This window comes from Streptosporangium sp. NPDC051022 (genome assembly GCF_040683035.1).
In the GTDB taxonomy this organism is placed as follows: domain Bacteria; phylum Actinomycetota; class Actinomycetes; order Streptosporangiales; family Streptosporangiaceae; genus Streptosporangium.
In genome coordinates, this window is the sequence record NZ_JBFBCF010000012.1 from 231,363 (window position 1) to 255,670 (window position 24,308).

The following is a 24,308-nucleotide window of genomic DNA, read 5'->3' on the forward strand; positions in this document are numbered from 1 at the left end:
CACGGGCCGTACGGGGGCCGCTCTCACGCCATGGCGTGGAAGTGGGCGCGCAGCCGGGCCTTGGCCTCCTCGGTCGCGCCGAGGGCGTCCAGGCCGAGCAGGGCGGCGCCCACGATCGGCGGGACGTCCGCCACGATCAGCTTGGCCTGGGGGGCCTGCTCGGCGAAGCGCTCCTCGATCAGGCCGTTCAGCAGCGGGTCGCGGGCGGTCAGCACGCCACCGCCCAGGATCACCTCCATCGGGGTGCCGAGCAGGCCGAGGCGGCGCAGCGCGACCACCCCGAGCACGGTGACCTCGTCGGCCATCCGGGTCACGATCGAGCGGGCCACCGCGTCTCCCGAGCCCGCGACGGTCATCAGCACCGGCACCAGCTCGTGCAGCCTGAGGGCGGGCAGGTGCCCGAAGTGGATGTCCAGGGACACCTCCTCGACCGTGCGGGCGCCGAAGTGCTCGCGCACCGCCTGCTGGAGCGAGGTGGCCGGGCCACGGCCGTCCTCGGCGCGGACGGCCGACCACAGCGCCTCCTCGCCCAGGCCGTACCCGCCGCCCCAGTCGCCGGTGAGCCTGCCGAGGGCCGGATATCTCGTCACCTCTCCGGTGGGGGAGACCCCGACGGCGTTGATGCCCGCCCCGCACACCACGGCGACCCCGGCGGGCCCGGAGGCCCCGGCGCGCAGCAGCGCGAAGGTGTCGTTGCCGACGACCACGTTACGGCCGTACTCTCTGGCGGCGAGCTCGTCGCGGAGCTCCTCCTCCTCGACGGGCAGGTCGGCTCCGGCGACGTAGGCGGCCACGTGGTCGGCGAACGGGGGCGCCGCGTCCTGGCCGAGCATCCCGTGCACGGCGTCGCCGACGGCGTCGATCGCGACGTTCACGCCCGCGCTCTGCGGCTGGAAGGCCGCCCCCCGGCCCGTGGCCAGGACGGAGCCGTCCTCGGAGACCAGCGCGACGTCGGTCTTGCTGTTGCCGCCGTCCACCGCCAGGACGGTTCTCACGTCGTCACCCAGGGCAGGTGCACGCGGTTGGCCTCGACGAGAAGCCGGGCGAGCTCGTCCGACAGCGAGGCCTGGCCGATCAGCGGGTGGGCCAGCAGCGCGTCCGCGACGCGCCGCTCCCCGCCGTGCAGCGCGGCCTCCAGCGCCAGCGTCTCATAGGCCGTGACGTGCGCGATGAGGCCGGCGTACAGCGGCTCGACGGGGTCGATCGGCAGGGCCTTCGCGCCGGTCGCGGTGATCGTGGCCGGGACCTCGATGACCGCGTCGTCGGCCAGGAAGGGCAGCGTGCCGTCGTTGCGGAGGTTGACCACCTGGGTGTCGCCGCGGTCGCCGAGCAGGGAGGCGATCAGGGCGACCGCGGCCTCGGAGTAGAACGCGCCGCCGCGCTTCTCCAGCAGCTCGGGCTTGGTGTTCACCGACGGGTCGGCGTACATCTCCAGCAGCCTGGTCTCCATCGCGGCGACCTCGGTGGCGCGGGACGGCTTGCTCCGCTGCTCCTCGACCACGGCGTCGTGCTCGTAGAAGTAACGCAGGTAGTAGGAGGGCACGACACCGAGGTGACGGATCAGGGAGACGGGCAGGCCGACGCTCTGGGCGATCTCCTCGCCGTGCTCGTCCAGCAGCCGGGGCAGCACGTCCACGCCGTCCAGGTGCACGGCCCGCTCCCAGGTCAGGTGGTTCAGCCCGACGTGGCCCAGGGAGATCCGCTCCGGCGTGACCCCCAGCCTGGCGGCGAAGCGGCGCTGGAAGCCGATGGCCACGTTGCACAGGCCGATGGCGCGGTGTCCCGCCTCCAGCAGCGCCCTGGTGACGATGCCCACCGGGTTGGTGAAGTCGACGATCCAGGCGTCGGGCGCGTGCCTGCGGACCTTCTCGGCGATGTCCAGCACCACCGGGACCGTGCGCAGCGCCTTGGCCAGGCCGCCCGCGCCGGTGGTCTCCTGGCCCACGCAGCCGCACTGCAGCGGCAGCGTCTCGTCCACGTTGCGCGCGGCCTGGCCGCCGACGCGCAGCTGGAGCAGGACGGCCTGCGCCCCTGCGACCCCCTCCTCGACCGAGGAGGTCGCGACGACCTCGGCCGGGTGGCCGGCGTGCGCCAGCATCCGGCGGGCCATTCCCGAGACCGGTTCGAGACGGCGGGGGTCCGGATCGACCAGCGCGATCTCGGTGAGGGGGAGCTCGTCCCGCAGCCGCGCGAATCCATCGATCAGCTCCGGCGTGTACGTCGAGCCGCCCCCGACCACGGCGAGTTTCACCCTTTTACTCCTGTCAGTGTCACGCCCTCGATGAAAACCCTCTGGGCGAAGAAGAACACGATGATCACCGGTGCCATGACAAGGAGGGTCGCCGCCATGGTGAGGTTCCACTGCACGCTGTGCAGTGCCCGGAAGGACGCCAGCCCGAGAGACAGAGTCCAGTTCTCCTCTTTTATCTGTGTGTAAAGCAGCGGTCCATAGTAATCATTCCAGCAGTAAAAGAACTGGAACAGGGCGACCGCCGCGATGGCGGGCCTGGCCATCGGCAGAATCACGCTGACCAGCGTCTTCAGGTCCGAACAGCCGTCCACCCGGGCGGCCTCGCTGTACTCCTTGGGAATCGTGACCAGGAACTGCCGCAGCAGGAAAATCGAGAAGGCGTCGCCGAACAGCATCGGCAGGATCAGCGGCCACAGGGTGCCGGTGAGGTCCAAACGCGCCCAGAGAAGATAGATGGGAACGGCGACGACCTGTGGCGGGAGCATCATCATCGTGATGACCGCGAAAAAGGCCAGTTTGCGTCCCCGGAAGCGGAAGCGGGCCATCGCGTAGGCCGCCGGAATCGACGACAGCAGCATGAACAGGGTGGCGAGCCCGGCGTACATGAACGTGTTGCCCAGCCAGGTCAGCAGGTGCGACCTGGCGAACACCTTCGCGAAGTTGTCCCAGTTCCAGCTCGTCGGCCACAGGGAGCTGGTGAGCGCCTGCTCGTCGGTCATCAGCGCGGTCAGCGCCACGAACACCAGCGGCCCGAGGAACATCAGCGACAGCGCCACGGCGACGGCGTGGGAGGCGATCCAGTACAGGACCCGGCGGACCCGCACCCGCGCGCCGGTACGGCGGGCGGCGGTGGCGGCCGGGCCCGTGGCCAGGGCGGTCATCGGGCCTCCCCTTCGCCGTCGCCGAACGCGCGGAACCTGCGCAGCAGGACGAGGGTGAGGATCATGGACGCCGCGAACAGCAGCAGCGCCAGCACGCAGGCGTAGCCCATGGTGAAGTCGCGGAAGCCCACGTGGAACAGCCACTGCGGCAGCGTCAGGGTGGACAGCTCGGGATAGCCCGGCACGAAGCTGCTGCCGGGGGAGTCGGTGACCCCGGCGGCGACCCGGGAGGCGATCATCGCCTGGGTGAAGTACTGCAGGGCGTAGATGACGCCGGTGACGGCCGAGAACATCAGCACCGGGGAGATGGTCGGCAGCGTGATGCTGCGGAACTGCCGCCACGCGCCCGCCCCGTCGATGGCCGCGGCCTCGTAGAGGTGTTTGGGCACGTCGAGCAGGGCCGCCAGGAAGATCATCATCGTGTTGCCGATGCCCCACAGGGCCAGCAGGGTCAGGCCCGGCTTCGACCAGTTCCTGTCGCCGAACCAGTCGGGCCCGGCGATCCCGAGGAGGTCGAGGATCTGGTTGAGCGGCCCGGAGGGGTTCATCAGGAAGACGAAGGAGACCGTTCCCGCGGTCAGCGGCACCAGCGACGGCAGGTAGAAGAGGGTGCGGAAGAAGCCCGCGCCCGCCTTCAGCCGGGTCAGGAGCTGGGCCACGGCCAGGCCGAAGATCACCTGGGCGGGGACCATGACGGCCACCAGCCACAGCGTGTTCCTGATGGAGACCCAGGCCCGGTCGTCGGTGAGGAAGTAGCGGTAGTTGTCCAGGCCGGCGAACTCCAGCGTGAACAGGTCGTAGCGCTGGAAGGAGAAGTAGACCGTCGCGGCGAGGGGGTAGGCGAAGAAGACCGCGAATCCCACCAGCCAGGGTGACATCCACAGCAGGGCCTTGGGCCCCTCGCCGCGCCGCCACCGTCGCGGCGGCGCGTGGGAGACGCTGCTCATCGAGGATCAGCCCCCGGAGAGCTTCAGCTTGTCGTTGATGCGCCTGTCGACGTCGGCGAGCCCGGCGTCGAGATCCTTGACCGAGCCCTTCTCCCAGCGGCCCATGAACTCCTGGAGGGACTCCTGGTTGAAGGTGCTGTTGGCGCTGGAGGGCACCGTGCTCGTCTTCGGGTGGGCGAAGATGTCGAGGAAGGTCTGGAAGTTGGCGTCCTTCTTCAGGTCGGGCGACTCCAGCGAGGCCTTGGTCGTCGGCACGTTGCGCACCGCGTTCGACAGGGTGACCAGGGCCTGGGTGTCGGTGGTGAGATACTTCACCAGCTCCCAGGCGGCCTGCGGGTTCTTCGCGCCCTTGGGGACGCCGATCACGGTGCCGGAGGTGAAGCCGCTGCCGTACAGGTCCGGCCGGTCGTCGGCGACGGGGAGCGGCGCGGTGCCGTAGTCGAGGTCCTTGGCCTCGTTGGCGATCATGGCGGTGCGCCACTCGCCGTCCAGGACCATGGCGATCTTGCCCTTGTAGAAGGGGTGTTCCGCCGACCACTCCTGTCCCAGGCTCTTGCGGAACTTGTCGAGCTTGTCGTAGCCGTACCAGTCGACGAGCTCCTTCTGCCACTTCAGCAGGCGCTTCCAGCCCGGGTCCGAGCCGACCGCGGAGGTGCCGTCCGGGTTGTACCACTTGGCGTCGACCATCGGCGCGAGGTGGGAGGCGACGTTCTCGTAGTACTGGAAGCTCGGCAGGAATCCGGCGACCTTGATGGTGCCGTCAGGGTCGCGGACCGTCAGCTTCTTGGCCAGCTCGGTCAGCTCCGACAGCGTCTTGGGCGGCTTGTTCTCCCCCATCAGGGCCTTGTTGTAGTAGAGGCCGTAGACGTCGGCGAGCAGCGGCATCGTGCAGCGCCTGCCCTCGAACTCGGTGTAGGCGCGGGAGGCCTCCGGGATCACCGACAGGTCGATGCCGTCCCGGGCGATCACCGGCGTGAGGTCCTGAAACGTTCCGCTCTTGCACCACTGCGCCACGTTGTCCGTGCTGAAGGAGGAGGCGACGTCCGGCGCCTTCCCGCCGCGCACGGCCTGGGTGATCTGGTCGTCCTGCACTCCCTTGACCAGCTTCACGGTGATCTGCGGATACTTCTCGCGGAACCCGGCGACGGCCTCCTCGAACGCCTTCACCTCGCTGGGGGTGTTGAAGCCGTGCCACAGTTCGATGGAGGCGGCGAGCAGGGAGCCGGTGGCCGAGCCCGCGGGTTTCGGGTCGGCCCCGAGCGCGGGGGCGTTCTCCTTGCCGGCGGTACAGGCGGTCAGGGCCATGGCCGCGACGGCGGCCGTGGCGAGGGTGAGAGAGCGGCGGTGCACGACGGGTTGCCTCCTTGTGTGGGGGGATCACGAGAGGGTCGTGAGACGGGGGCGAGGTGCGGGCCGGAACGTGGTCTCGGTCGGGGAACCGGGGAGGGCCGGGAAACGGGGGAGGGGACGGGGTCTCAGACGGGAAGGGTGGAGCTGAAGACCTCGTCACGGGTGGTGGCGAGGGCGAGGTCGAGCGCGCCCGCGAGGACGGGGTTGCCCTCGACGGCCGACAGCAGCAGCGGAGGGCGGGGGATGGTCAGCGCGTGGAGCTCGTGTTCGACGAGCTCACGCAGGGTCTCGCCGCCGGCCATGAGGGTCCCGCCGGTCAGCACGATGAGTTCGGGGTCGACGACGGAGGTGATCGAGGCCAGGCCGAGCGCGAGGCGGGCGGCGACGTCGCGCAGCCCGGCGCGGGCGTTGTCCGCGCGCTTGCCGGTGCCCTCCGAGGTCTGCACGGCGTTCTGTACGGCCTGCGTGAAGGTGGTGCCGCGCACGCCGTACGATCTGAGGATCTTGAGCACCACGGGCCCTCCGGTGAGGGCCTGGTAGCCGTGGTTGGCGTAGCGTCCCGCCTCGCGGGCGGTCGGCGCGCCGGGGGCGGGCATGTAGCCGACCTCGCCCGCGCCCCCGGTGGCGCCCCGGTGCAGCCTGCCGCCGAGCACCAGCGCGGAGCCGAGACCCTCGTCGGCCCACAGCAGCACGAAGTCCTGGCGGCCCTGGGCGGCGCCGTGGGCCTGCTCGGCCTGGGCGACGAGGTTGACGTTGTTCTCGACGGCGACCCGGACGCCGAGTCCCTCGCTGAGGGTGGCGACCAGGTCGGGGATGTGCCAGCCGGGCATGTCCTTGCTGGTGGCGTAGCCGAGTTTGCCGGTGCCGGGGTCGATCGCCCCCTGCACGCCGATGACCGCGTGCCGCAGGTCGGCGGGGGCGTTCGCGCCGTCGAGCGCGGCGCGGACCCGTTCGACCACGTTGCCCGCGGGACGTCCGGGGGTGGGCAGCCGGTACTCGCCGATCACGGTTCCGGTGATGTCGGCGACCCGGGCGTCGATGTGCGAGGGGGTGACGTCCAGCGCGGCGACGTGCGCGGCGGCGGGGTTGAGCCGGTAGACCTCGGCCGTCCGGCCGGGCAGTCCCTCACGGATGCCGTTCAGCACGACCAGCCCCGCCTCTTGCAACCGGGCCAGCAACTGGGATGCTGTGGGTTTGGACAGGCCGGTGATGGCTCCGATCTCGGGGCGGGTCAGCGGTCCGCGCTCCAGGAGCGCCTGCAGGGCGGCCCGATCGTTGATCGCCCGCAGCAGGCTGGGAGTGCCCGGGGTGGGCTGGGTCACAGGTCCTCCGCGTCCGCGCGTGTTCATATACGGTCGCCCGTAAAGGGAAGTTAGGAAAGTTTCCTAACTTGGAGAGAATCTAAGGAACGCAGGTCAGCCGCGTCAAGCATGAGGGAGGTGCCGCAATCAACCTGTGATGGCCGCGGGGTGGGCGAACATCTCAACAGACCTGCTAGGGTGATGGTTTGTCACAACAACTAGCCCAATGGTCCGGAGTATCCCATTAGTATCAACCATAATGGAGCGACGGCAACCCGTCAAATCGAGCTCGCCAAGGAACAGGAGTACGTCTCCGGCCTCTACGCGCGGCTCGATCTGCTGCGCGAGCGCACCCAGCGCCGGCTGGACGAGGTGCTGGCGCAGGGTGGAGGCGGCGGTACGCACCAGAACCGCTCCGAGCGGGACACCTTCGCCGGGATGTACGCCGAGCGCCTGGGCCGCCTGTGGGCGGTCGAGAACGGCCTGTGCTTCGGGCGGCTCGACAACGCCGACCAGACCTCTCTCTACATCGGCCGCATCGGGCTGGCCGACGACGAGCAGCGGCGGCTGCTGATCGACTGGCGGGCGCCGGTGGCGCAGCCGTTCTACGGCGCGACCCCCGCCGCGTCGATGGGCGTCACCCGCCGCCGCCACCTGCAGACCAAGGGGCGCAAGGTCGTCGGGATCGACGACGACCTGCTCGACCTCGACAACCTCGCCGAGGCCGACGTGAGCACCCTCAACGGCGAGGCCGCGCTGCTGGCCTCCATCGCCGCCAAGCGGACCGGGCGGATGCGCGACATCGTGGCCACGATCCAGTCCGAGCAGGACCGCATCATCCGCTCCGACCTCAACGGCGTCCTGGTCGTGCAGGGCGGGCCGGGCACCGGCAAGACCGTGGTCGCCCTGCACCGGGCGGCCTACCTGCTCTACACCCACCGGGAGAGGCTGGCCCGCAAGGGCGTGCTCATCCTCGGGCCCAACCTGACCTTCCTGCGCTACATCGAGCAGGTGCTGCCCTCGCTGGGCGAGACCGACGTGCTGCTGTCCACCGTCGCCGAGTTGTATCCCGGGATCACCGCCACGGTGGAGGAGCGACCCGAGGTCGCCGCGATCAAGGGCGACGCGCGGATGGCTCAGGTGGTGGCGCGGGCCGTGCGCGAACGGCAGCGGGTGCCGCGCAAGCCGGTGGAGATCCGCCTCGACCGCTACACCCTCAAACTCGACGGCCGGATCCTGGACGCCGCGCGCAACCGGGCCAGCCGGTCGCGAAGGCCGCACAACGAGGCCCGCGGGGTCTTCGTCCGCCACCTGCTCAACGCGCTCGCCAGGCAGGCCGCCGCCAAGATCGGCAAGGGGGCGATCGACGACGACGAGCTGGCCGACCTCCGCGAGGAGCTGCGCACCGAGCAGCCCGTCAAGGCCGCGCTGAACAGGCTGTGGCCCTACACCACGCCGCAGCAGCTCCTCATCGGGCTGTTCACCTCCCGCGAGCGGCTCGACTACGCCGCGGCCGACCTCACCGAGGCCGAGCGCGGGCTGCTGCTGCGCGAGCCGCCCCGCAAGGGGGAGAACTGGTGGGCCGAGTCCGACGTGCCGCTGCTGGACGAGGCGGCCGAGCTGCTCGGCGACATCGACCCCGCGGTGCTGCGGGCCGGGGCGTGGATGGCCGAGGAGGAGCAGGCCGCCATGCGCGCCGCCGCCGCCGAGGAGCAGCAGCACCAGCTGAGGTACGCCAAGGAGGTGCTGGAGCTGACGGGCCTGTCCGAGATCATGGACGCGGAGAAGTTCGCCGCCAGGCACCTGTCCGACGAGATCTATCTCACCACCGCCGAGCGTGCCGCGGGCGACCGCACCTGGGCCTTCGGCCACGTCATCGTGGACGAGGCGCAGGAGCTGTCGCCGATGGACTGGCGGATGGTGATGCGGCGCTGCCCGAGCCGGTCGATGACGATCGTCGGCGACCTCGCGCAGACGGGCTCCTCGGCGGGAGTGCGCTCCTGGGGCCGGATGCTCGACCCCTACGTGGCCGGGCGCTGGCGCGAGGAGGGGCTCAGTGTCAACTACCGCACCCCCACCGAGCTGATGGCGGTGGCCGCCGACGTGCTGAGCCTGGTCGGCCCCGGCCTCGTCGCGCCCGACTCGGTCAGGGAGACGGGCACGTCCCCGTGGGTGGCCTCTCCGGTCGAGTCTCTTACCGGCCTGGTCAAGTCCGAAACGGTCGAGGGCGGCCGCCTGGTCGTGATCGTCCCCAGGTCCGCGGCCGCGGAGATCGGCGAGCTCGTGACCCGGACCGTCTCCGGGGCGGTCGCCGGGCACGGGACCGCCGCCCTGGACGCCCCGGTCGCGGTGCTGACCGTCGCCGAGGCCAAGGGGCTGGAGTTCGACTCGGTCATCGTGGTCGAACCCGAGCTGATCCTCCGTGAGTCGCCCCGCGGGGCGAGTGACCTGTACGTCGCGATGACCCGGGCGACCCAGCGACTCGGTGTCGTGCACTCGGGCCCGCTGCCCGCGGCGCTGGCTCGACTTGAGCGACATCGGATCACATGAGAGCATTGACGGCTCTCGTCGATCATGCCCCAGCTGCGAAAACTTGGTGTTTCCGCTGTTGGTGACACGGTTGACATCTGCGCTGGGCTCGGTAGTTTGCTGCCCAGTCCAGCACGGGACTGGCCGGTTGGCCGTCTTTCGGCACCGCCGGTTCCTGCGCCCGTGACGGGGGTCACCCCGTCCGTACAGCCAGGCGCAGGGCCGGCGTTTCGTCGAGGCGGGGCACCCCATCCGGGCGGGGGGTTGGACCCAGGAGGGGCCTGGACACCCAGTAGACAACGGCAATCCGCGCTCGCCGCCGACGGGACGGAACCGGTCCGAAGGGTTGTCCGGGCCCTCTTCCCGCTCCCGTGCGAGCGCCGCAAGCGTCGGGGTGATCCTCAGGTGACGAGGATCACCCCGTTGCCGTTTTTCGTCCCTTGATCTCTCACTTTGGGAGTGAGGGGGTGGAGCGGTACCGTTCGGGCTAGAAAACGGGTCAGGAGCGGGAGTCAACCCGTTCCGCGACATCACAAGGAGCCCCGCCCGTGGTGCAGGAGAAGACGGAGTCGTCCGGCCTCGGGACGGCCGTCGGGGACGCCCTGGCGGGCATTCCACCGGGCGTTCCCGGTGGTCCTCCGCGCGGGCTCCTGCCCGTGCGGGCCGCGGGCGTCGTCGCCGGAGGCGTGCTGCTGTTCCTCGCCTTCCCGCCGCTCGGGCTGTGGTTCCTCGCGCCGTTCGGCGTGGCGTTCCTCGTCCTGGCGGTGCGCGGCGTGCGCGCCCGCCGCGCCCTGTGGCTGGGCTTCCTCGGGGGGCTCGCCTTCCTGCTGCCCGCGCTGCACTGGGTGAGCCCGATCGGAATGGACGCCTGGGCGGGCCTGGTGGCGCTGCAGAGCCTGTTCTACGCGGCCTGGGCCGTGGGTGCCGCGTGGACCTCCCGGCTGCCCCTGTGGCCGTTGTGGAGCGCCGCGCTGTGGGTGGCGATGGAGTGGGCCAGGGGAGCGGTCCCGTTCGGCGGGTTCCCGTGGGCGCGGGTGGCCTTCAGCCAGGGGCAGTCGCCCTTCACCCCGTACGCGGCCCTCGGCGGGGCGCCGCTGGTGAGCTTCGCGGTCGCCCTGTGCGGCGGCCTGGCCGCCGTGGCGGCGCTCAGGCTCGCGGCGTCGCGCTCCGGGCCTCGCCGGTCCCCGGCCGCGGGCCCGCGGCTCGCCCTGCCGGCGGTCCTGCCGATCGTCGTGCCGCTGGCCGGGGCGCTGGCCGTCCCGGCCGCCGCGCTCGCCGTTCCCCGGCCCGGCGACGAGGGCCCGACCGTGAAGATCGGGGTCATCCAGGGCAACGTCCCGGGAAGGGGCATGAACCCCCTGGGAGACGAGCCCGCCGTGGTCCTGGGCAACCACACGCGCATGCTCCACGAGATGGCGCGGGCCGTACGGCAGGGCACGACCCCCAGGCCCGACCTCGTCGTGCTGCCGGAGAACTCCACCGACATCGACCCCTACCGCAGCGACTTCGCCCGCGGGGAGATCGACGCGGCGGTCAAGGACATCGGGGTGCCCGTCCTGGTCGGGGCCGTGGTCGGGATCGGCGAGACCAGCCGCGCGACCCGCAGCCTGGTGTGGGATCCGGTCACCGGTCCCGGCGCCTACTACGACAAGCAGAAGCTCGTCCCGTTCGGCGAGTACACCCCGCTCAAGGACCTCGTGCTGGCCCTCTTCGAGCGGGCCTCCCTGGTCGGCAAGCAGTCGGTGCCCGGCACCCGCGACGGCGACCTGAGGCTGGGGCCGGTGACCGTCGGCGCGATCAACTGCTACGAGGTCGCCTTCGACGGCGTCGTCGGCGACACCGCCAGGACGGGTGCCAGCCCGCTGGTCGTGCAGACCAACAACGCGACCTACGCGCTGACGAACCTGCCGTCCCAGCAGCTCGCCATGTCCCAGCTGCGCGCGGTCGAGCACAATCGAGCGGTGATCACTTCCGCGATTACGGGTATATCCGCCTACGTGACCCCCGACGGAAGAATCGCCTGGCGCACCGGCGAGCTCGTTCCCGCGATGAACGTGCTCACCGTACCGGTCAGAACCGCAGAAACCCTCGCCACTCGTGTGGGCGCCCTGCCAGAGTGGGTCTTGATACTTGTGGGTATGGGCGCGCTGGCAGCCGCGTGGCGGCGCCGGGCGCGCACCCTGGTTCCCGTCCCGGGCCAGGACGATGAGCAGCAGGCAGGAGACCTGTGATGGAGCGGATGCTTGGCCGGGTGCTCGTCATCGTCCCGACCTACAACGAGCGGGAGAACCTGCCGATGATCGTCGGGCGGCTGCGCGCCGCGGTGCCCGACGCGCACCTGCTGGTCGCCGACGACAACAGCCCCGACGGCACCGGACAGGTCGCCGACGATCTCGCGGCCGCGGACGACCACGTCCACGTGCTGCACCGCCCGGGCAAGCAGGGGCTGGGCGCCGCCTACATCGAGGGCTTCCACTGGGGGATGAAGGAGGGCTACGACGTCCTCGTCGAGATAGACGCCGACGGCTCCCACCAGCCGGAGGAACTGCCCAGGCTGCTGGAGCGCCTGGAGCGGCCGGAGGGCGAGGCCGACCTGGTCGTCGGCTCCCGGTGGGTGCCCGGCGGCAAGGTGGTCAACTGGCCCCTGTCGAGAGAGCTGCTCTCGCGCGGCGCCAGCCTCTACAGCCGCATCATGCTCGGCGTCCCGATCCGCGACGCCACCGCGGGGTTCCGCGCCTACCGCGCCTCGACGCTGGAGAAGATCGGGCTGGACGACGTGGAGTCACAGGGCTACTGCTTCCAGATCGACCTGACCCTGCGCACCGTCCACCACGGACTGCGCGTCGCGGAGGTGCCCATCACCTTCGTCGAGCGCACCGTCGGGGCCAGCAAGATGAGCCGCGCCATCATCCTGGAGGCGCTGTGGCGGGTCGCCGTGTGGGGTGTGACGGGGCTTCCCCGGCGCCTGCGCCGTCCACGCTGAGCGAACACCGGGCCGGCGACGGCCCGGTGCGGAACGCGCGGCCGTTCCCGGACGTTGTCACTGTCGTACGGCTGTCGCGTGAGTCGAGGAAAAGATGCGCTCTCTGCTGTTCCTGATCTTCCTGGCGGTCCCGGTCCTGGAGATCTGGGTGCTGTTCCAGGTCGGTCAGGTCATCGGCGGCTGGCCGACGGTCCTCCTCCTGCTGGCCGGTGCCCTGGTGGGTGCCTGGATCGTCCGCAGGGAGGGCCGCAGGATCTGGCGGAGCCTGCAGACGGCCCTGGACAGCGGCAGGATGCCCGACCGCGAGCTGGCCGACGGCGCCATGATCCTCGCGGGCGGCACGCTGCTGCTCGTCCCCGGCTTCGTCACCGACGTCCTCGCCCTCCTGTGCCTGCTGCCCTTCACCCGGCCGCTGGTCCGCAGGGCGGGGACGTGGCTGTTCGCCCGCAGGATCCGCACGCTGGCCGAAAGGACCGCCGGGCCCGGCCTCGGCTCGCCGTTCGGCGCCCCCGGCGCTCCAGGCTCCCCCTTCGACCCCTTCGAGGCGATGCGCGGCCAGGGCCGCGGCCCGGGTTCCGTCATCCACGGCGAAGTCATCCGGGACGAGCCGGAGCGGCCCGGCACCCGTGACTCCAGCCGCGATCTCACCGGGCACTGAGGTCGGCCAGGCGGCGCAGCGAGAGCCGTAACAGCGCCTCGCCGAGTGGCCTGGCCAGCGGCCAGCCGAGCCGCCCCACGGGGCCGAACGGCGGCTCCAGCTCCTCCTCCCAGACGATCGTGCTGCCGCCGCCCTCACGGGGCAGCACTCGGAAGACACCGGTCCCGCGCACCAGGCCGCCGGTGTGCCGGACCGCCACGGTCGTGGGCGGCTCCCATCGGGTGATCTCCATGGTGTCCAGGAACCCGACGGGGCCGGCCCCGCTGAAGGCCTCCAGACGGCTGCCGACGCTGTGGCCGTCCCCGGCGGTGACGCGGGCGCGGGTCATGACCATCCACTCGTCGTGGCGCGGCCAGTCGGTCAGCACGGCGAACACCCGCTCGGGGCCGGCCGCCGCGTCCACCGAGACGCCGATGTGGGCGTGAGTCACCTCTGATGCCTCCCCTCCGGCCCGCACCGCCGAAACCCCTCCGTTTCCCTCTGTTTCCCTCTGTTTCCCTCCGTTTCCCTCTGCGCCCGCGGCGATCCCTCCCGCGGTCCGCTCCGCGGTTCCCCCCGCGCCCGCCGCACCCTTCCCCGCCTGGGCTCTCTCCCTCTTCACGGGCGCCCCCAGTGGTTCACAAGTCATCCTCCAGATGATCGCAAGAGACGGTCCGTAGCGTTCTTCCCGTCAAGAACGACCGCCGGGACGCCGCGATCATCAGAGGTCGCCGCGACCGGCCGTGGGAAAAGGGGGGGACGATCATGCAGAGCAAGATCAGCCTTGAGGACCTGCCGTTCGAGGGGGCGGAGCTGTCCGAGGCCGAGCTGGGCGAGGTCTCCGGTGGCCGCTGGCACGTGACCTGGTACAGCAAGGGCCGCCCCGCCGAGTGGGAGGTCTGACGGGCGGCGGGGCGGACCTGCCCGCCCCGCCCTTCTCCCGATGACCCATCCGCCGGCCGGACGACCGTCCGGCCGGCGGTTCGGCGCGGTGGCCGGAGAACCGGCGCCGCAGACGCGGTGGCGAGGAGACCGGCACCGGAAGGACAAGGGTGACGTGATCCTGATACTGAGCGACCGGCAGGACGACGCGGTCGAGATGGTGCTGCCGAAACTGCTGCGGCGCGGCCTGCCGGTGACGTGGTGGGACCCGGGCGACTTCCCCGCCGGGGGCAGGCTCACCGCGACCTTCACCGGTGACGGCCACCGGGCCGTGCTCGACACCGGGGACGGATCCGGGCCGCTGGACCTGGCGGAGGTGCGCGCCGTGTGGCGGCGGCGCCCGAACCCGCCCGCACCCGCGGCGAACGTCGCCGAGCCCTCCCACCGCCGTCACGCGGTCTGGCAGGCGGAGTTCCTGCTCGACGGGGCCTGGGAGCTCACGCCCGCCCGATGGCTGCCCTCGCGCAGGGACGTCGAGCGCCGGGCGCACAACAAGATCATTCACATGGCGCGGGCGGCGGCCCTCGGATTCTCCGTGCCGGAGACCGTCTACACCAACGATCCGTTCGAGCTGGTGCCCGCCTACGAGCGGGCGGGGGGCGCGCTCATCGCCAAGCAGATCGAGTCCGGCGAGTTCACCCTCGACGGCGCCGACCACCGCACCTACACCACCGTCCTCACCCGGCGGCACCTCACCTCGCGCCACCGCCTCGGGCACGAGCCGGTCATCCTCCAGCCCTACGTTCCCAAGGCCGTCGAGCTGCGCGTGATCGTGGTCGGTGAGCGGGTCTTCGCCGCGGAGATCGACTCGCAGGCGTCGCGCACGGCCAGGGACGACTGGCGGCACTACGACGACGACCGGGTGCGCCACGCCGCGCACCGGCTCCCCGGCGACCTGGAGCGCAGGTGCGCCGACCTGGTCGCCGCGCTCGGCCTGACCTACGGCGCGATCGATCTCATTCTCACCCCGGACGGGGAGTACGTGTTCCTGGAGATCAACCCCAACGGAGCCTGGGGGTTCGTCGAGCACCGCACGGGGCTGCCCGTCAGTGACGCGATCGCCGACTGGCTCGCGGAGGCGGAGAGCAAGGATGGATCATGAGTGACTTCGGAGCCGCGCTGGAGTCCGGCGTACGGCTGCTGCGCGGCCTGCCCCGCCGCCGCGCCCACGTGGAGGAGGCCAGGCGGGCCGCCGCGGCATGGGCCGAGGAGCGTCCCGGCCTGCGGGCCCAGCTGGTCGTCGACGAGCGCCCCGGCACCCAGGTGGTCGACTTCGACCTCCTGGTCGAGGACCCCGAGGGCGGGACGGTCGCACTCACCGCGCAGGCCGAGGACGGCGTGCCCTGGCTGATCGACCACTCGACGCACTGGGCGGCGGGCCAGCTGGTCAGCGTGGACGAGGTGCACCTGTCGGTGGCCCAGGCGCTGACCATGATCCGGTCGCTGTCACGGCGCGACATGACGCCGCACGACGAGATCGTCGACCAGTGCCTGATCCTCAACGAGATCCAGCACGACACCGAGCCGGTCGACGACGAGGACCTGCAGGCCGCCGCCGACGAGTTCCGGCGCGGCCGGGGCCTGCACGACCGCGCCGCGACCCTGGCCTGGCTGGCCGAGATGGGCATGACCCTGCCCCAGTTCGAGACCTACATCGGCGGCATCGCCCGGCGCCGGGGCTTCCGCCGCCGCAAGGAGGCCGAACTCGGAGCGGCCCGGCTGGAGGCCGATCCCCGGACGTTCGACCGGGTGCGCGCGATCTGGGTCACCGGCCCGGAGAGCGCGCTCGCGGGCCGTACCGGGGACCTCGCCCGGATCCACGACGGCGGCCTGATGGCGCCGGCGGCGGACGGCGAGGACGAGGGCGAGACCACGATCGCCGAGCGCCTGGCCTTCGAGCTGCCCGAACCGCTCCGCGACGCCCCGCCGGGGACGGTCGTCGGCCCGGTGCCCCACGGCGGGACCTTCCTCACCGGAGTGGTCCTGTCCCGTACGGCCGCGCGGCGGGACGAGCGGACGCTGGCCGCCGCCGGGCGGATGGCGTTCTCCGAATGGCTGGCCGGGCGCCGCGCCCAGGCCTCGATCGAATGGCACTGGTCTTGAGCGGCGGCATCTACCGGGAGGAGTCCCTGCGGCGCTACCGGGACCCCTCCAGGCGTGAGGACATCCAGATGGTGATCCGCACGCGCACACTGGTCGCGCTGTGGGCGGTCGTCGTGCTGCTGCTGGCGGCGGGGATCGCGTTCGCCCTGCTGCTGCGGGGACAGATGGGAGGCGGGGCATGAGACGGGTGCCCGTCGTGCTGCAGAATACCGCGACGGAGTGCGGGGCCGCCTGCCTGGCGATGGTCCTGTCCTACCACGGGCGGCGCGTCTCGCTGCAGGAGATCAGCGACCGGCTCCAGATCGGCCGGGACGGCCTCAGCGCCCAGGCGCTGCGCGAGGGGGCCATCGAGTGCGGGATGAAGTCGCGGGCCTTCTCCCTGGCCCCGGCCGACCTGGCCCGCGTGCCGATGCCCGCGATCGTGCACTGGGAGTTCAAGCACTTCGTGGTCGTCGAGCGCTGGGCGGAGGACCGGGTCGACATCGTCGACCCCGGCCGCGGCCGCCGCAGGCTCACCGCCGAGGAGTTCGACGAGGGCTTCACCGGCGTGCTGCTCGCCTTCGAGCCGGGGCCCGGCTTCCGCCGCGGGCGCTCGACCGCGGGCGCCGCCTGGCGCCGCCGGTTCGTCCGCGCCCTGCTGATGCGCAGAAAGGGCCTGCTCGCGCAGGTGGTGCTGACCTCGCTGCTGCTGCAGTTGCTCGGCCTGGCGTTGCCGTTCTTCTCCGAGGCGCTGGTCGACCGGGTCCTGCCCACCGGCGCCGGGGGCCTGCTGACCATGATCGGCGCGGGGCTGGTGCTCGCCGCCGCGACGCAGTTCGTGGTCGGCTATCTACGCTCGGTCCTGCTGGTCGCCCTGCGCGCGAGCGCCGACGCCGAGCTGACCGGCGGGGTGGTCTCCCACCTGGTCGCCCTGCCGTACCGCTATTTCGCGCTGCGCGGCAAGGGCGACCTGATGACGCGCGCGGGAAGCGTGGCGATACTGCGGGACATGCTCACCGGTCAGGTGCTGTCCGCGCTCCTCGACGGTCCGCTCGCCGTCGGCTACCTGATCCTCGTCTTCAGCTGGGACGCCCTCTTCGGAGCGTGCCTGCTCGCCTTCGCGGCCACCCAGGTGCTGCTGCTGGTGGCCACGGCGCGCAGGGTCAGCCTGCTGACCCAGGAGGAGCTCAGCGCCTTCTCCGCCACCCAGAGCCAGCTGGTGCAGGCCATCGGCGGCATCGAGACGCTCAAGGCGTCGGGGGCGGAGCACCGCGCGGTCGAGCAGTGGTCGAAGCACTTCACCACCCAGCTGAACGCCGACATGCGGGGCGGCCTGACCCAGGGGATGCTGGAGGCCGCACTCGGGACCCTGCGCCTGCTGGCCCCGCTCGGGCTGCTCTGGGTCGGCGCGTGGCGGGTGCTCGACGGGGAGCTGAGCCTGGGCGCGCTGCTCGCGCTCAACGCCCTCGCGGTGGCCGCGCTGACGCCCATCGGCTCGCTGATGGCCAGCCTGCAGGGGCTACAGCAGGCGGGGGCGCACTTCGACCGGCTGTCGGACATCCTCGCCTCCGAGCCCGAGCCGACCGCGGGCATCGAGGTGCTCAGGCTGCGCGGATCGGTCGAGCTGCACGGCGTCGGCTTCCGGCACGACCCCCGGGGACCGTGGACGCTGCGCGGCATCTCGGTGTCGATCAGCTCGGGGCAGAAGATCGCCCTGGTCGGCCCGTCGGGCGCGGGCAAGAGCACCCTGGCCAGGCTGCTGCTGGCGCTGCACATCCCCTCCGAGGGGCAGCTCAGCTACGACGGCGTGCCGCTGTCGGAGCTCAACCTCCGCTCGCTGCGGCGCCAGTTCGGCGTGGTCACCCAGGAGCCGTCGCTGTTCACCGGCTCGATCAGGGAGAACATCGCGCTCAATGTCCCCGACGCGTCGATGGAGCGGATCATCCAGGCCGCCGAGCTGGCCTGCCTGCACGACGAGATCTGCATGATGCCCATGGGATACGAGACCCTCCTCATGGAGGGGGGCGGCCTGTCCGGCGGACAGAAACAGCGGCTCGCGCTCGCCAGGGCGCTGCTGTCCAAGCCGAAGATCCTGCTGCTCGACGAGGCCACCAGCCACCTCGACAGCACCACGGAGGCGCGCATCGAGGCCAACCTCGGCTGGCTCACCCAGACGCGCATCGTGATCGCCCACCGGCTGAGCACCGTGAAGGACGCCGACCTGATCCTGGTGGTCGACGAGGGGAAGATCGTGGAACGGGGCACCCACGAGGGCCTGCTCGCCCGGGGCGGCCGCTACGCCACCCTGGTCGCCGCCCAGACCGCGGGGGCCGCCGACGTCGCGGGCTAGGTCGTGTTCTTCACGGTGCCCAGCGGTGCCCGGCGGTGCCCGGCGGCGCCGCGGGCCCGGGCGTCCGGGCCGGGGGCCTCCCTCGCCGCCCGGCCGCCGCGCCGTCATGCGGATCAGGTGCTGTCAGGTTCCGGAGACCGGTGTGCCGACAGGTGGTCCAGCTCGGCCGAGAAGAGCAGGGCGGGGTCGAATCCCATTCCGGTGAAGTGGCCGGCGAGCTCCAGGGACAGGACGCCGTGGAGCCGGGTCCAGAAGATCAGGGCGTGGCGCAGGGCCGCGGGCGAGGCGGGGTGGCCGCCCGCCCATTCACGGTGCTCCGCCAGGTGCGCGTCGAACGGCGTCGCGGGGGCGTCCGCGAACGGCGCTGCGCAGGCGTCGAGCAGGATCGCCATGGTCTCGGATGAGATGAGCGTGATGTCGTCGGGCGCGTGGTAGCCGGGGACGGGGGTGCCGTAGATGAGGAGGTATCGCTGCGGGTCCTCCAGGGCCCATCGGCGAATGGTGTGCGCCAGCGCGGCCAGGTCGGCACCCGCGGCGGAGGCTGAGCGGAGGGTGTCGGCGAGGCTTCGGTACGCGTCCCTGATGAGCTCGGTGATCAATTCGTCGCGGCCGGCGTAGTAACGGTAGAGCGCTGGGCCGCTCATGCCCATCTGCTTGGCGATCGCGTTGAGGGAGAGCGCGGACGCCCCCGCCGTGGCGATCTGCTCCCACGCGCGTTCCTTGATCTCCGTCCGTACCTGAGTGCGGTAGCGCTCGCGCGGGCTCTTCGTGTCCGTCTCCGCCACGGCCTGCCGCCTTCCCCACCCGTGAAGCTACATCTTCAAAAGATAGTTAGAGGCTATCACGAATCTTGTTGACACCATCCTCTTCTTGGCGTTACAACTTCTAACAGAAGCGTGAGCTTCTAGCTGGCCGTGGGTGTGCGGCGCGGGTTCACAAAGGAGCGCGCTGCCGTGCGCCATCCGCGCCGGCGCCCCATCCCGGCTCCCGGGCATTCGACGCCGACCCCTGGAACGAGAGGAACACCATGTTCAGCAACGGCCCGTCAAACTCCCCCGCTCAGCCGTTCCGGCCCCGCCTCCCGCACGCGCGAACCGTCCGCCCCCGGGTCCGCATACGCGCCACCACGCTCGTGATCTCGCTCGCCGTCGCCGGTGTGCTCGCGAGCAACGTCCCGGCCGCCCAGGCCGCCCCCGCGCGGTCCCGGGCCACCCACCACGACGGCGCCCATCACGACGGCGCCCATCACGGCGCCGGGTCCCGGTGCCGAGGGGAAGGCGTCGACGGCGCCGCCCTCGTCCGCTATCAGACCGACATCGTGATCAAGGCGCCGCTGAGCACCGTTTTCAAACTGCAGGCCGACGTGGAACGCTGGCCGGCCTGGCAGCCCCCCGTCCTCACCGCGAAACGCCTCGACCCCGGCCCCCTCCGTAAGGGCTCGCGGTTCCGGTGGACCACCCCGGCACCCCCCACCCCCACGACCCCCGCCACCACCCTGCGCATCACCTCAACCGTCCGGCAGCTCCAGCGCGACACCTGCGTCCTGTGGAGCGGGCCCGCGATCGGCGAGGGCGTGCGCATCGACGAAGGCGTCCACCTGTGGACCTTCACCAAGGTCAAGGGAGGCGTCCACGTGCACACCGAGGAAACCTGGACCGGCCCCCAGGTCGAAGCGGACGTTCCCAGGGCCACCGAAATCCTCGGCGCGGGCCTCGAAGCGTGGCTGCGTGACCTGAAGACCGCCGCCGAAGCCCGCAGCGGCGACCCCCGCGCGACCCCTGCTGACACGGCGGTGGGCTGAGCAACAGGCCGTGAAGCCGGCGGAGCCGGCCCTGCCCCCGGTTGACGCCGGCGCGGCCTGTCCGCCCGCGGTGACGGGAGTGGAGGCGGGGATGGGGCCGGTTTCGGCGGTGACCCGCGCCGAGATCTGTCGGCCGGGTCGATCGAGGCCCGCGAGGCTCGCTTCACCGTCCGCCGCACATCCGCGTGGCCGGCCGGGTGATTCGTCGTGTCTCCGGCCTGACGTCCCATACAGTTAGACTGATAGGAACGTTGATCGTTTGTTGAGGAGCCCAGACATGGTGGTGGACGACGACATCTCCGGGTGATACCCGGACCCGACAGGCCACCGGCCGGTGCGTGGAAGCGCCGCCGACGTGGCCTCGCCGTCGTCTCCTTTCCCCTGTCTGCCACCGGGGCAGAAGTGTCTTTCCTGTCCCCTCCCCACGAGGTCACCTCCATGTCCGACGTCTCCGTCGTCTGCTCGAACCTGTCCTTCGCCTGGCCCGACGACACTCCCGTCTTCCAGGACCTGTCCTTCACCGTCGGCTCCGGCCGTACCGGTCTCGTCGCGCCCAACGGCACCGGCAAGAGCACGCTGCTCAAGCTCATCGCCGGTGAACTGCGGCCCGGCACCGGGTCGGTCTCCGTGGCCGGCACCCTCGGTTACCTCCCGCAGAGCCTCCCCCTGACCGGCGACCTCACGGTCGCCGAGGTGCTGGGCGTCGCCGCGATCATCCAGGCCATCGACGCCGTGGAGTCCGGGGACGTCGACGAGAAGCACTTCACCACCATCGGCGACGACTGGGACATCGAGGAACGCACCCGCGCCCAGCTCGACCGCCTCGGCCTGGCCGGCCTCACCCTGGATCGCAGCCTGAGCACCCTCAGCGGCGGCCAGGTCATCTCCCTCGGTCTCGCCGCCCAGTTGCTGAAGCGGCCCGACGTGCTGCTGCTCGACGAGCCCACCAACAACCTCGACCTCGAGGCCCGGCGCAAGCTCTACGACGTGCTGGAGGACTTCAACGGCTGCCTGCTCCTGGTCAGCCACGACCGCGCCCTGCTCGACCGTATGGAACGCATCGCCGAACTCGACCGCGGCGAACTGCGCTTCTACGGCGGCGACTTCACCGAGTACGAGGAGGCCGTGCGGGCCGAGCAGGAGGTCGCCGAGAAGAACGTCCGCAACGCCGAGCAGGAGCTGAAGCGGGAGAAGCGGGAGATGCAGCAGGCCCGCGAGCGCGCCGAACGCCGGCAGAGCAACGCCGCCCGCAACCTGAAGAACGCCGGTCTGCCCCGCATCTTCGCCGGCAACATGAAGCGGGGCGCGCAGGAGTCCGCGGGCCGGGCGGGCCAGATGCACGCAGGCCGGGTCAGCGAGGCGAAGACCCGGCTGGACGAGGCCGGGCGCGCGCTGCGCGAGGAGCAGCGCATCACGCTGGACCTGCCGGACACCAACGTGCCGGCCGGACGCAACCTGTTCCTCGGTGAACGACTCCGCGTCCACCTCGGCGACAAGGACGTGTTCGCCGGCCAGGGCGTCGACCTGACCATCCGGGGTCCGGAGCGCATCGCGCTGACCGGTCCCAACGGTGCGGGCAAGAGCACGCTGCTGCGTCTGCTCAACGGCGACCTGACACCGCGGAGCGGCGAGATCAAGCGGGCCGACGGCCGCGTCGCCTACCTCTCGCAGCGCCTCGACCTGCTGGACCTGGACCGTACGGTCGCCGAGAACTTCGCCGGCCACGCCCCGGAGCGGCCGGAGGCCGAGCGGATGAACCTGCTCGCCCGCTTCCTCTTCCGAGGGACTCGCGCCCACCTGCCCGCCGGGGTGCTCTCCGGAGGCGAGCGGCTGCGCGCCACCCTGGCCTGTGTGCTGTGCGCGGAGCCGGCTCCGCACCTGCTGCTCCTGGACGAGCCGACGAACAACCTCGACCTGGTCAGTGTGGGCCAGTTGGAGAGCGCCCTGAACTCCTACCAGGGAGCGTTCGTGGTGGTCAGCCACGACGAGCGGTTCCTGCGCGAGATCGGGGTGAACCGGTGGCTGCGGCTGGCCGACGGCGAGCTGAAGGAGACGGGAGCCCCTGAGGTGTGAGCCGCCGGCGTGTCGACCTGGCCCGCGTCCGAGGCACGCCGCCCCGCGGGCCGAGCGCCGATCACGTTGGAGGCCCCCATGCCTCAGCCCGCTCTGCTCGCCCACGACCTCGTCCACACCCTCGGCGACCGGCGGGTGCTCGACGGCCACGGGGATGAAAAGGGGGCGGAAGGTCCTTCCGCGGTGGGACTTTCCGCCCTGCCGCCTCCCCGGGAACACCGCGGACGATGAGGGTGGAGGTGAGTGCGATGGGTGAGCCCCGTGACGTCGTGGTGGGCTACGACGGTTCGGACTTCTCCATGCAGGCCCTGGAGTGGGCGATGGACGAGGCCGAGCTCAGAAAACTGCCGCTGTCGGTGGCACACGCCTGGCGATGGCCGTACGGCGAGGCCGACGAGGAGGCCAAGCTGCACCTGCGCAAGGCGGCCGAGCACGTGCTGTACCACGGCGCCGACTGCGCCCGCTCCTGCAGCACGATCACCGAGGTCACCACCGACCTGTACGAGGGCGCCGCCGCCGAGCGGCTGGTGGAGCTGTCGGGGCGGGCGGAGCTGATCGTGGTGGGGTCACGCGGCATGGGCGCGCTGGCCAGGACCGTGGTGGGATCGGTGGCCGGTTACGCGGCGGCCCACGCCCGGTGCCCGGTGGTCGTGGTGCGCGGACCGGGACCGATCCCGGTGCCGCGGCACCGCGGGGCCGTGGTGCTGGGGATCACCGACGACACGCCCGACGGGGCGATCGCCTTCGCCTTCGGCGAGGCCGCTCTGCGGGGGCTGGAACTGGTGGTGGTGCACGCCGGACACGTCCGGGCGGCGGCGTGGGGGACGGCGATGCCGCTGGTGCCCGATACGGAGGTCACCGCGCAAGTGGCCGAGGAGGACCTGCTCCAGCGGCTGAAGCCATGGCGCGACAGGAACCCGGCCATGACGGTGCGGGCCCGGTTCGTCACCGCCCCGGCGAAGGAGGCACTGGTGGAGCTGTCCCGGCGGGCGAGCCTGACGGTGGTCGGCGGCGCACGCGGGGACGGCAAGGTCGGTTCGGTCACCAGGACGATCCTGCAGCACGCCGCGGGCCCTGTCGCGGTCGTACCCACCCTGCGTGACACGTCGCGGGCCGAATCCACGTTCCCGGCTGCCTCCGGCGACCGTGTGCCAGGTTCGGGCGAAGAGGAGGTCAGGTCATGACAATGCAGGTGAAGGACGTCATGGGACTGGTGGCCATCGCGGTCCACCCGGAGACGACGTTCGCCGAGCTGGTGGCGACCATGCACCGCTTCAACGTGGGCGCCGTCGCGGTGATCGACGCCGAGAACCGTCCGATCGGCGTGGTGTCGGAAGACGACCTGCTGCTGAAGGAGATCGACGCCCCGGCCGGGGGCGGGCTCTTCGAAAGCCACAGGCGGCGTCAGGAGCACGACAGAGCCATCGGGACGACGGCCGGGCAGCTCATGAACAGACCCGCGCTGACCGTCACCCGCGACACCCCGCTGCGGGAGGCGGCCCGCCTGATGCACACCCGTCGGATCAAGCAACTGCCGGTGATCGACGCCGCCAGCGGCAAGATCGCTGGAACCGTGCACCAGGCCGACCTGTTGAAGGTCTTCGGCAGGCCCGCCGCCGACATCCTGGCGGACATGACGGAGGCCGTCGCCGGCCTGGGCCTGAACCCTGAGAAGCTGACGATCACCGTGGACGACTGCGTGGTCCGGGTCGGGGGACGGCTGGCCAGGCGCTCCCAGATCGCCGCGCTCGTCGAGGCCGGACGGCGGGTGGAAGGAGTCGCAGAGGTGGAGGCCGACATCGCCTACGACCGCGACGACCTGCTGAGAAGCCCGTCGATCTCTTTCTGACGAGGTTTCGGCTGAAAGGCCGCTTTACCGGACGTCCATTGGAAACTCTCCGATCGATCTTCCGTATCGGCCCTGGCGGCAGGACGACGCCCAGGCTGGGGGCGCGCGTTCGGGCAGCGGAGAAGTGGCCGTCGAACCCGTCGAAGCCCCGAGTGTCAGACTTTCTGTATGGGGATGATCGAGCCCGGCGGGTTGCTGCCGCACATGCGGCTGGATGAGCTCCTGTCGGAGCTGCATGTACGTCTTGAGGCCGTGCTGGCCACCCGGGACCGGGTGCACGCCCTGCTGGACGCGGTCGTGTCGGTGGGCAGCGACCTCGATCTGGAGACGGT

At 71.4% G+C, this 24,308-nt stretch carries 22 protein-coding genes; 14 read left to right on the forward strand and 8 right to left on the reverse strand.

The genetic code is table 11. The features are described from left to right. Window positions 1-23 precede the first annotated feature (23 nt). The 6 genes from AB0N02_RS21490 to AB0N02_RS21515 all read right to left on the reverse strand — a co-directional run bounded on the left by AB0N02_RS21490 (window position 24) and on the right by AB0N02_RS21515 (window position 6,751). Complete coding sequence (locus tag AB0N02_RS21490; protein WP_363949138.1) at window positions 24-995, reverse strand: BadF/BadG/BcrA/BcrD ATPase family protein; 972 nt, start codon at window positions 993-995, stop codon at window positions 24-26. Next, the gene (locus AB0N02_RS21495; protein ID WP_363949141.1) at window positions 992-2,251 is read right to left on the reverse strand and encodes a 6-phospho-beta-glucosidase; all 1,260 of its coding nucleotides are present in this window, start codon (window positions 2,249-2,251) and stop codon (window positions 992-994) included. The genes AB0N02_RS21490 and AB0N02_RS21495 overlap by 4 nt, the downstream gene beginning before the upstream one ends. Next, complete coding sequence (locus AB0N02_RS21500) at window positions 2,248-3,132, reverse strand: carbohydrate ABC transporter permease (RefSeq protein WP_363949143.1); 885 nt, start codon at window positions 3,130-3,132, stop codon at window positions 2,248-2,250. The genes AB0N02_RS21495 and AB0N02_RS21500 overlap by 4 nt, the downstream gene beginning before the upstream one ends. Further along, on the reverse strand, window positions 3,129-4,079 hold the full coding sequence (locus tag AB0N02_RS21505; RefSeq protein ID WP_363949146.1) for a sugar ABC transporter permease: 951 nt from the start codon (window positions 4,077-4,079) through the stop codon (window positions 3,129-3,131). Before AB0N02_RS21505 ends, AB0N02_RS21500 begins: the two co-directional genes overlap by 4 nt. Before the next feature lie 6 nt (window positions 4,080-4,085). Further along, on the reverse strand, window positions 4,086-5,429 hold the full coding sequence (locus AB0N02_RS21510; protein WP_363949149.1) for an ABC transporter substrate-binding protein: 1,344 nt from the start codon (window positions 5,427-5,429) through the stop codon (window positions 4,086-4,088). 125 nt (window positions 5,430-5,554) lie between these two features. Beyond that, window positions 5,555-6,751, reverse strand: a complete 1,197-nt coding sequence (locus tag AB0N02_RS21515; protein ID WP_363949152.1) for an ROK family transcriptional regulator — start codon at window positions 6,749-6,751, stop codon at window positions 5,555-5,557. 351 nt (window positions 6,752-7,102) lie between these two features. Here AB0N02_RS21515 and AB0N02_RS21520 point away from each other — a divergent pair, with 351 nt between their 5' ends. The 4 genes from AB0N02_RS21520 to AB0N02_RS21535 all read left to right on the forward strand — a co-directional run bounded on the left by AB0N02_RS21520 (window position 7,103) and on the right by AB0N02_RS21535 (window position 12,900). Next, a complete protein-coding gene (locus AB0N02_RS21520) occupies window positions 7,103-9,280 on the forward strand; it encodes an ATP-binding domain-containing protein (RefSeq protein ID WP_363949155.1) in 2,178 nt (725 codons plus the stop codon). Window positions 9,281-9,810: 530 nt separating this feature from the next. Beyond that, window positions 9,811-11,490 (forward strand): apolipoprotein N-acyltransferase, encoded by a 1,680-nt coding sequence (lnt, locus tag AB0N02_RS21525; RefSeq protein WP_363949157.1) that lies wholly within the window; start codon window positions 9,811-9,813, stop codon window positions 11,488-11,490. Beyond that, a complete protein-coding gene (locus AB0N02_RS21530; protein WP_363949160.1) occupies window positions 11,490-12,242 on the forward strand; it encodes a polyprenol monophosphomannose synthase in 753 nt (250 codons plus the stop codon). Before lnt ends, AB0N02_RS21530 begins: the two co-directional genes overlap by 1 nt. A gap of 94 nt (window positions 12,243-12,336) precedes the next feature. Further along, complete coding sequence (locus AB0N02_RS21535) at window positions 12,337-12,900, forward strand: FxsA family protein (RefSeq protein ID WP_363949162.1); 564 nt, start codon at window positions 12,337-12,339, stop codon at window positions 12,898-12,900. On the opposite strand, the gene AB0N02_RS21540 is transcribed toward AB0N02_RS21535, so the two are convergent. Next, the gene (locus tag AB0N02_RS21540) at window positions 12,887-13,330 is read right to left on the reverse strand and encodes an SRPBCC family protein (RefSeq protein ID WP_363949165.1); all 444 of its coding nucleotides are present in this window, start codon (window positions 13,328-13,330) and stop codon (window positions 12,887-12,889) included. The two genes, AB0N02_RS21535 and AB0N02_RS21540, sit on opposite strands and share 14 nt — an antisense overlap. Window positions 13,331-13,644: 314 nt before the next feature. On the opposite strand from AB0N02_RS21540, the gene AB0N02_RS21545 reads away from it, so the two are divergent. The 5 genes from AB0N02_RS21545 to AB0N02_RS21565 all read left to right on the forward strand — a co-directional run bounded on the left by AB0N02_RS21545 (window position 13,645) and on the right by AB0N02_RS21565 (window position 18,253). Continuing rightward, window positions 13,645-13,782, forward strand: a complete 138-nt coding sequence (locus tag AB0N02_RS21545) for a putative ATP-grasp target RiPP (RefSeq protein ID WP_363949167.1) — start codon at window positions 13,645-13,647, stop codon at window positions 13,780-13,782. Window positions 13,783-13,936: 154 nt separating this feature from the next. Further along, window positions 13,937-14,923, forward strand: a complete 987-nt coding sequence (locus AB0N02_RS21550) for an MvdC/MvdD family ATP grasp protein (RefSeq protein ID WP_363949170.1) — start codon at window positions 13,937-13,939, stop codon at window positions 14,921-14,923. Next, the gene (locus AB0N02_RS21555; protein WP_363949174.1) at window positions 14,920-15,924 is read left to right on the forward strand and encodes a TIGR04500 family putative peptide maturation system protein; all 1,005 of its coding nucleotides are present in this window, start codon (window positions 14,920-14,922) and stop codon (window positions 15,922-15,924) included. The genes AB0N02_RS21550 and AB0N02_RS21555 overlap by 4 nt, the downstream gene beginning before the upstream one ends. Continuing rightward, a complete protein-coding gene (locus tag AB0N02_RS21560) occupies window positions 15,909-16,106 on the forward strand; it encodes a hypothetical protein (RefSeq protein WP_363949177.1) in 198 nt (65 codons plus the stop codon). The genes AB0N02_RS21555 and AB0N02_RS21560 overlap by 16 nt, the downstream gene beginning before the upstream one ends. Further along, complete coding sequence (locus tag AB0N02_RS21565) at window positions 16,103-18,253, forward strand: peptidase domain-containing ABC transporter (RefSeq protein ID WP_363949180.1); 2,151 nt, start codon at window positions 16,103-16,105, stop codon at window positions 18,251-18,253. The genes AB0N02_RS21560 and AB0N02_RS21565 overlap by 4 nt, the downstream gene beginning before the upstream one ends. Window positions 18,254-18,366: 113 nt before the next feature. Here AB0N02_RS21565 and AB0N02_RS21570 read toward each other — a convergent pair whose 3' ends face one another. Continuing rightward, entirely contained in the window at window positions 18,367-19,038 is a 672-nt protein-coding gene (locus AB0N02_RS21570; protein WP_363949183.1) for a TetR/AcrR family transcriptional regulator, read from the reverse strand. A 242-nt stretch (window positions 19,039-19,280) separates the two neighbouring features. Here AB0N02_RS21570 and AB0N02_RS21575 point away from each other — a divergent pair, with 242 nt between their 5' ends. The 5 genes from AB0N02_RS21575 to AB0N02_RS21595 all read left to right on the forward strand — a co-directional run bounded on the left by AB0N02_RS21575 (window position 19,281) and on the right by AB0N02_RS21595 (window position 23,976). After that, window positions 19,281-20,054, forward strand: coding sequence for an SRPBCC family protein (locus AB0N02_RS21575; protein WP_363949185.1), 774 nt, complete (start codon window positions 19,281-19,283; stop codon window positions 20,052-20,054). Between the two features lie 438 nt (window positions 20,055-20,492). Beyond that, a complete protein-coding gene (abc-f, locus tag AB0N02_RS21580) occupies window positions 20,493-22,127 on the forward strand; it encodes a ribosomal protection-like ABC-F family protein (RefSeq protein WP_363949188.1) in 1,635 nt (544 codons plus the stop codon). Window positions 22,128-22,205: 78 nt separating this feature from the next. Then, window positions 22,206-22,358 carry a hypothetical protein gene (locus tag AB0N02_RS21585; RefSeq protein WP_363949190.1) on the forward strand — a complete coding sequence of 51 codons (153 nt, stop codon included), beginning with the start codon at window positions 22,206-22,208 and terminating at the stop codon, window positions 22,356-22,358. A gap of 17 nt (window positions 22,359-22,375) precedes the next feature. Further along, window positions 22,376-23,311: a universal stress protein gene (locus AB0N02_RS21590; RefSeq protein WP_363949193.1), complete on the forward strand. Its 936-nt coding sequence runs from the start codon at window positions 22,376-22,378 to the stop codon at window positions 23,309-23,311. Beyond that, a complete protein-coding gene (locus AB0N02_RS21595; RefSeq protein WP_363949196.1) occupies window positions 23,308-23,976 on the forward strand; it encodes a CBS domain-containing protein in 669 nt (222 codons plus the stop codon). Before AB0N02_RS21590 ends, AB0N02_RS21595 begins: the two co-directional genes overlap by 4 nt. Window positions 23,977-24,308 lie beyond the last annotated feature (332 nt).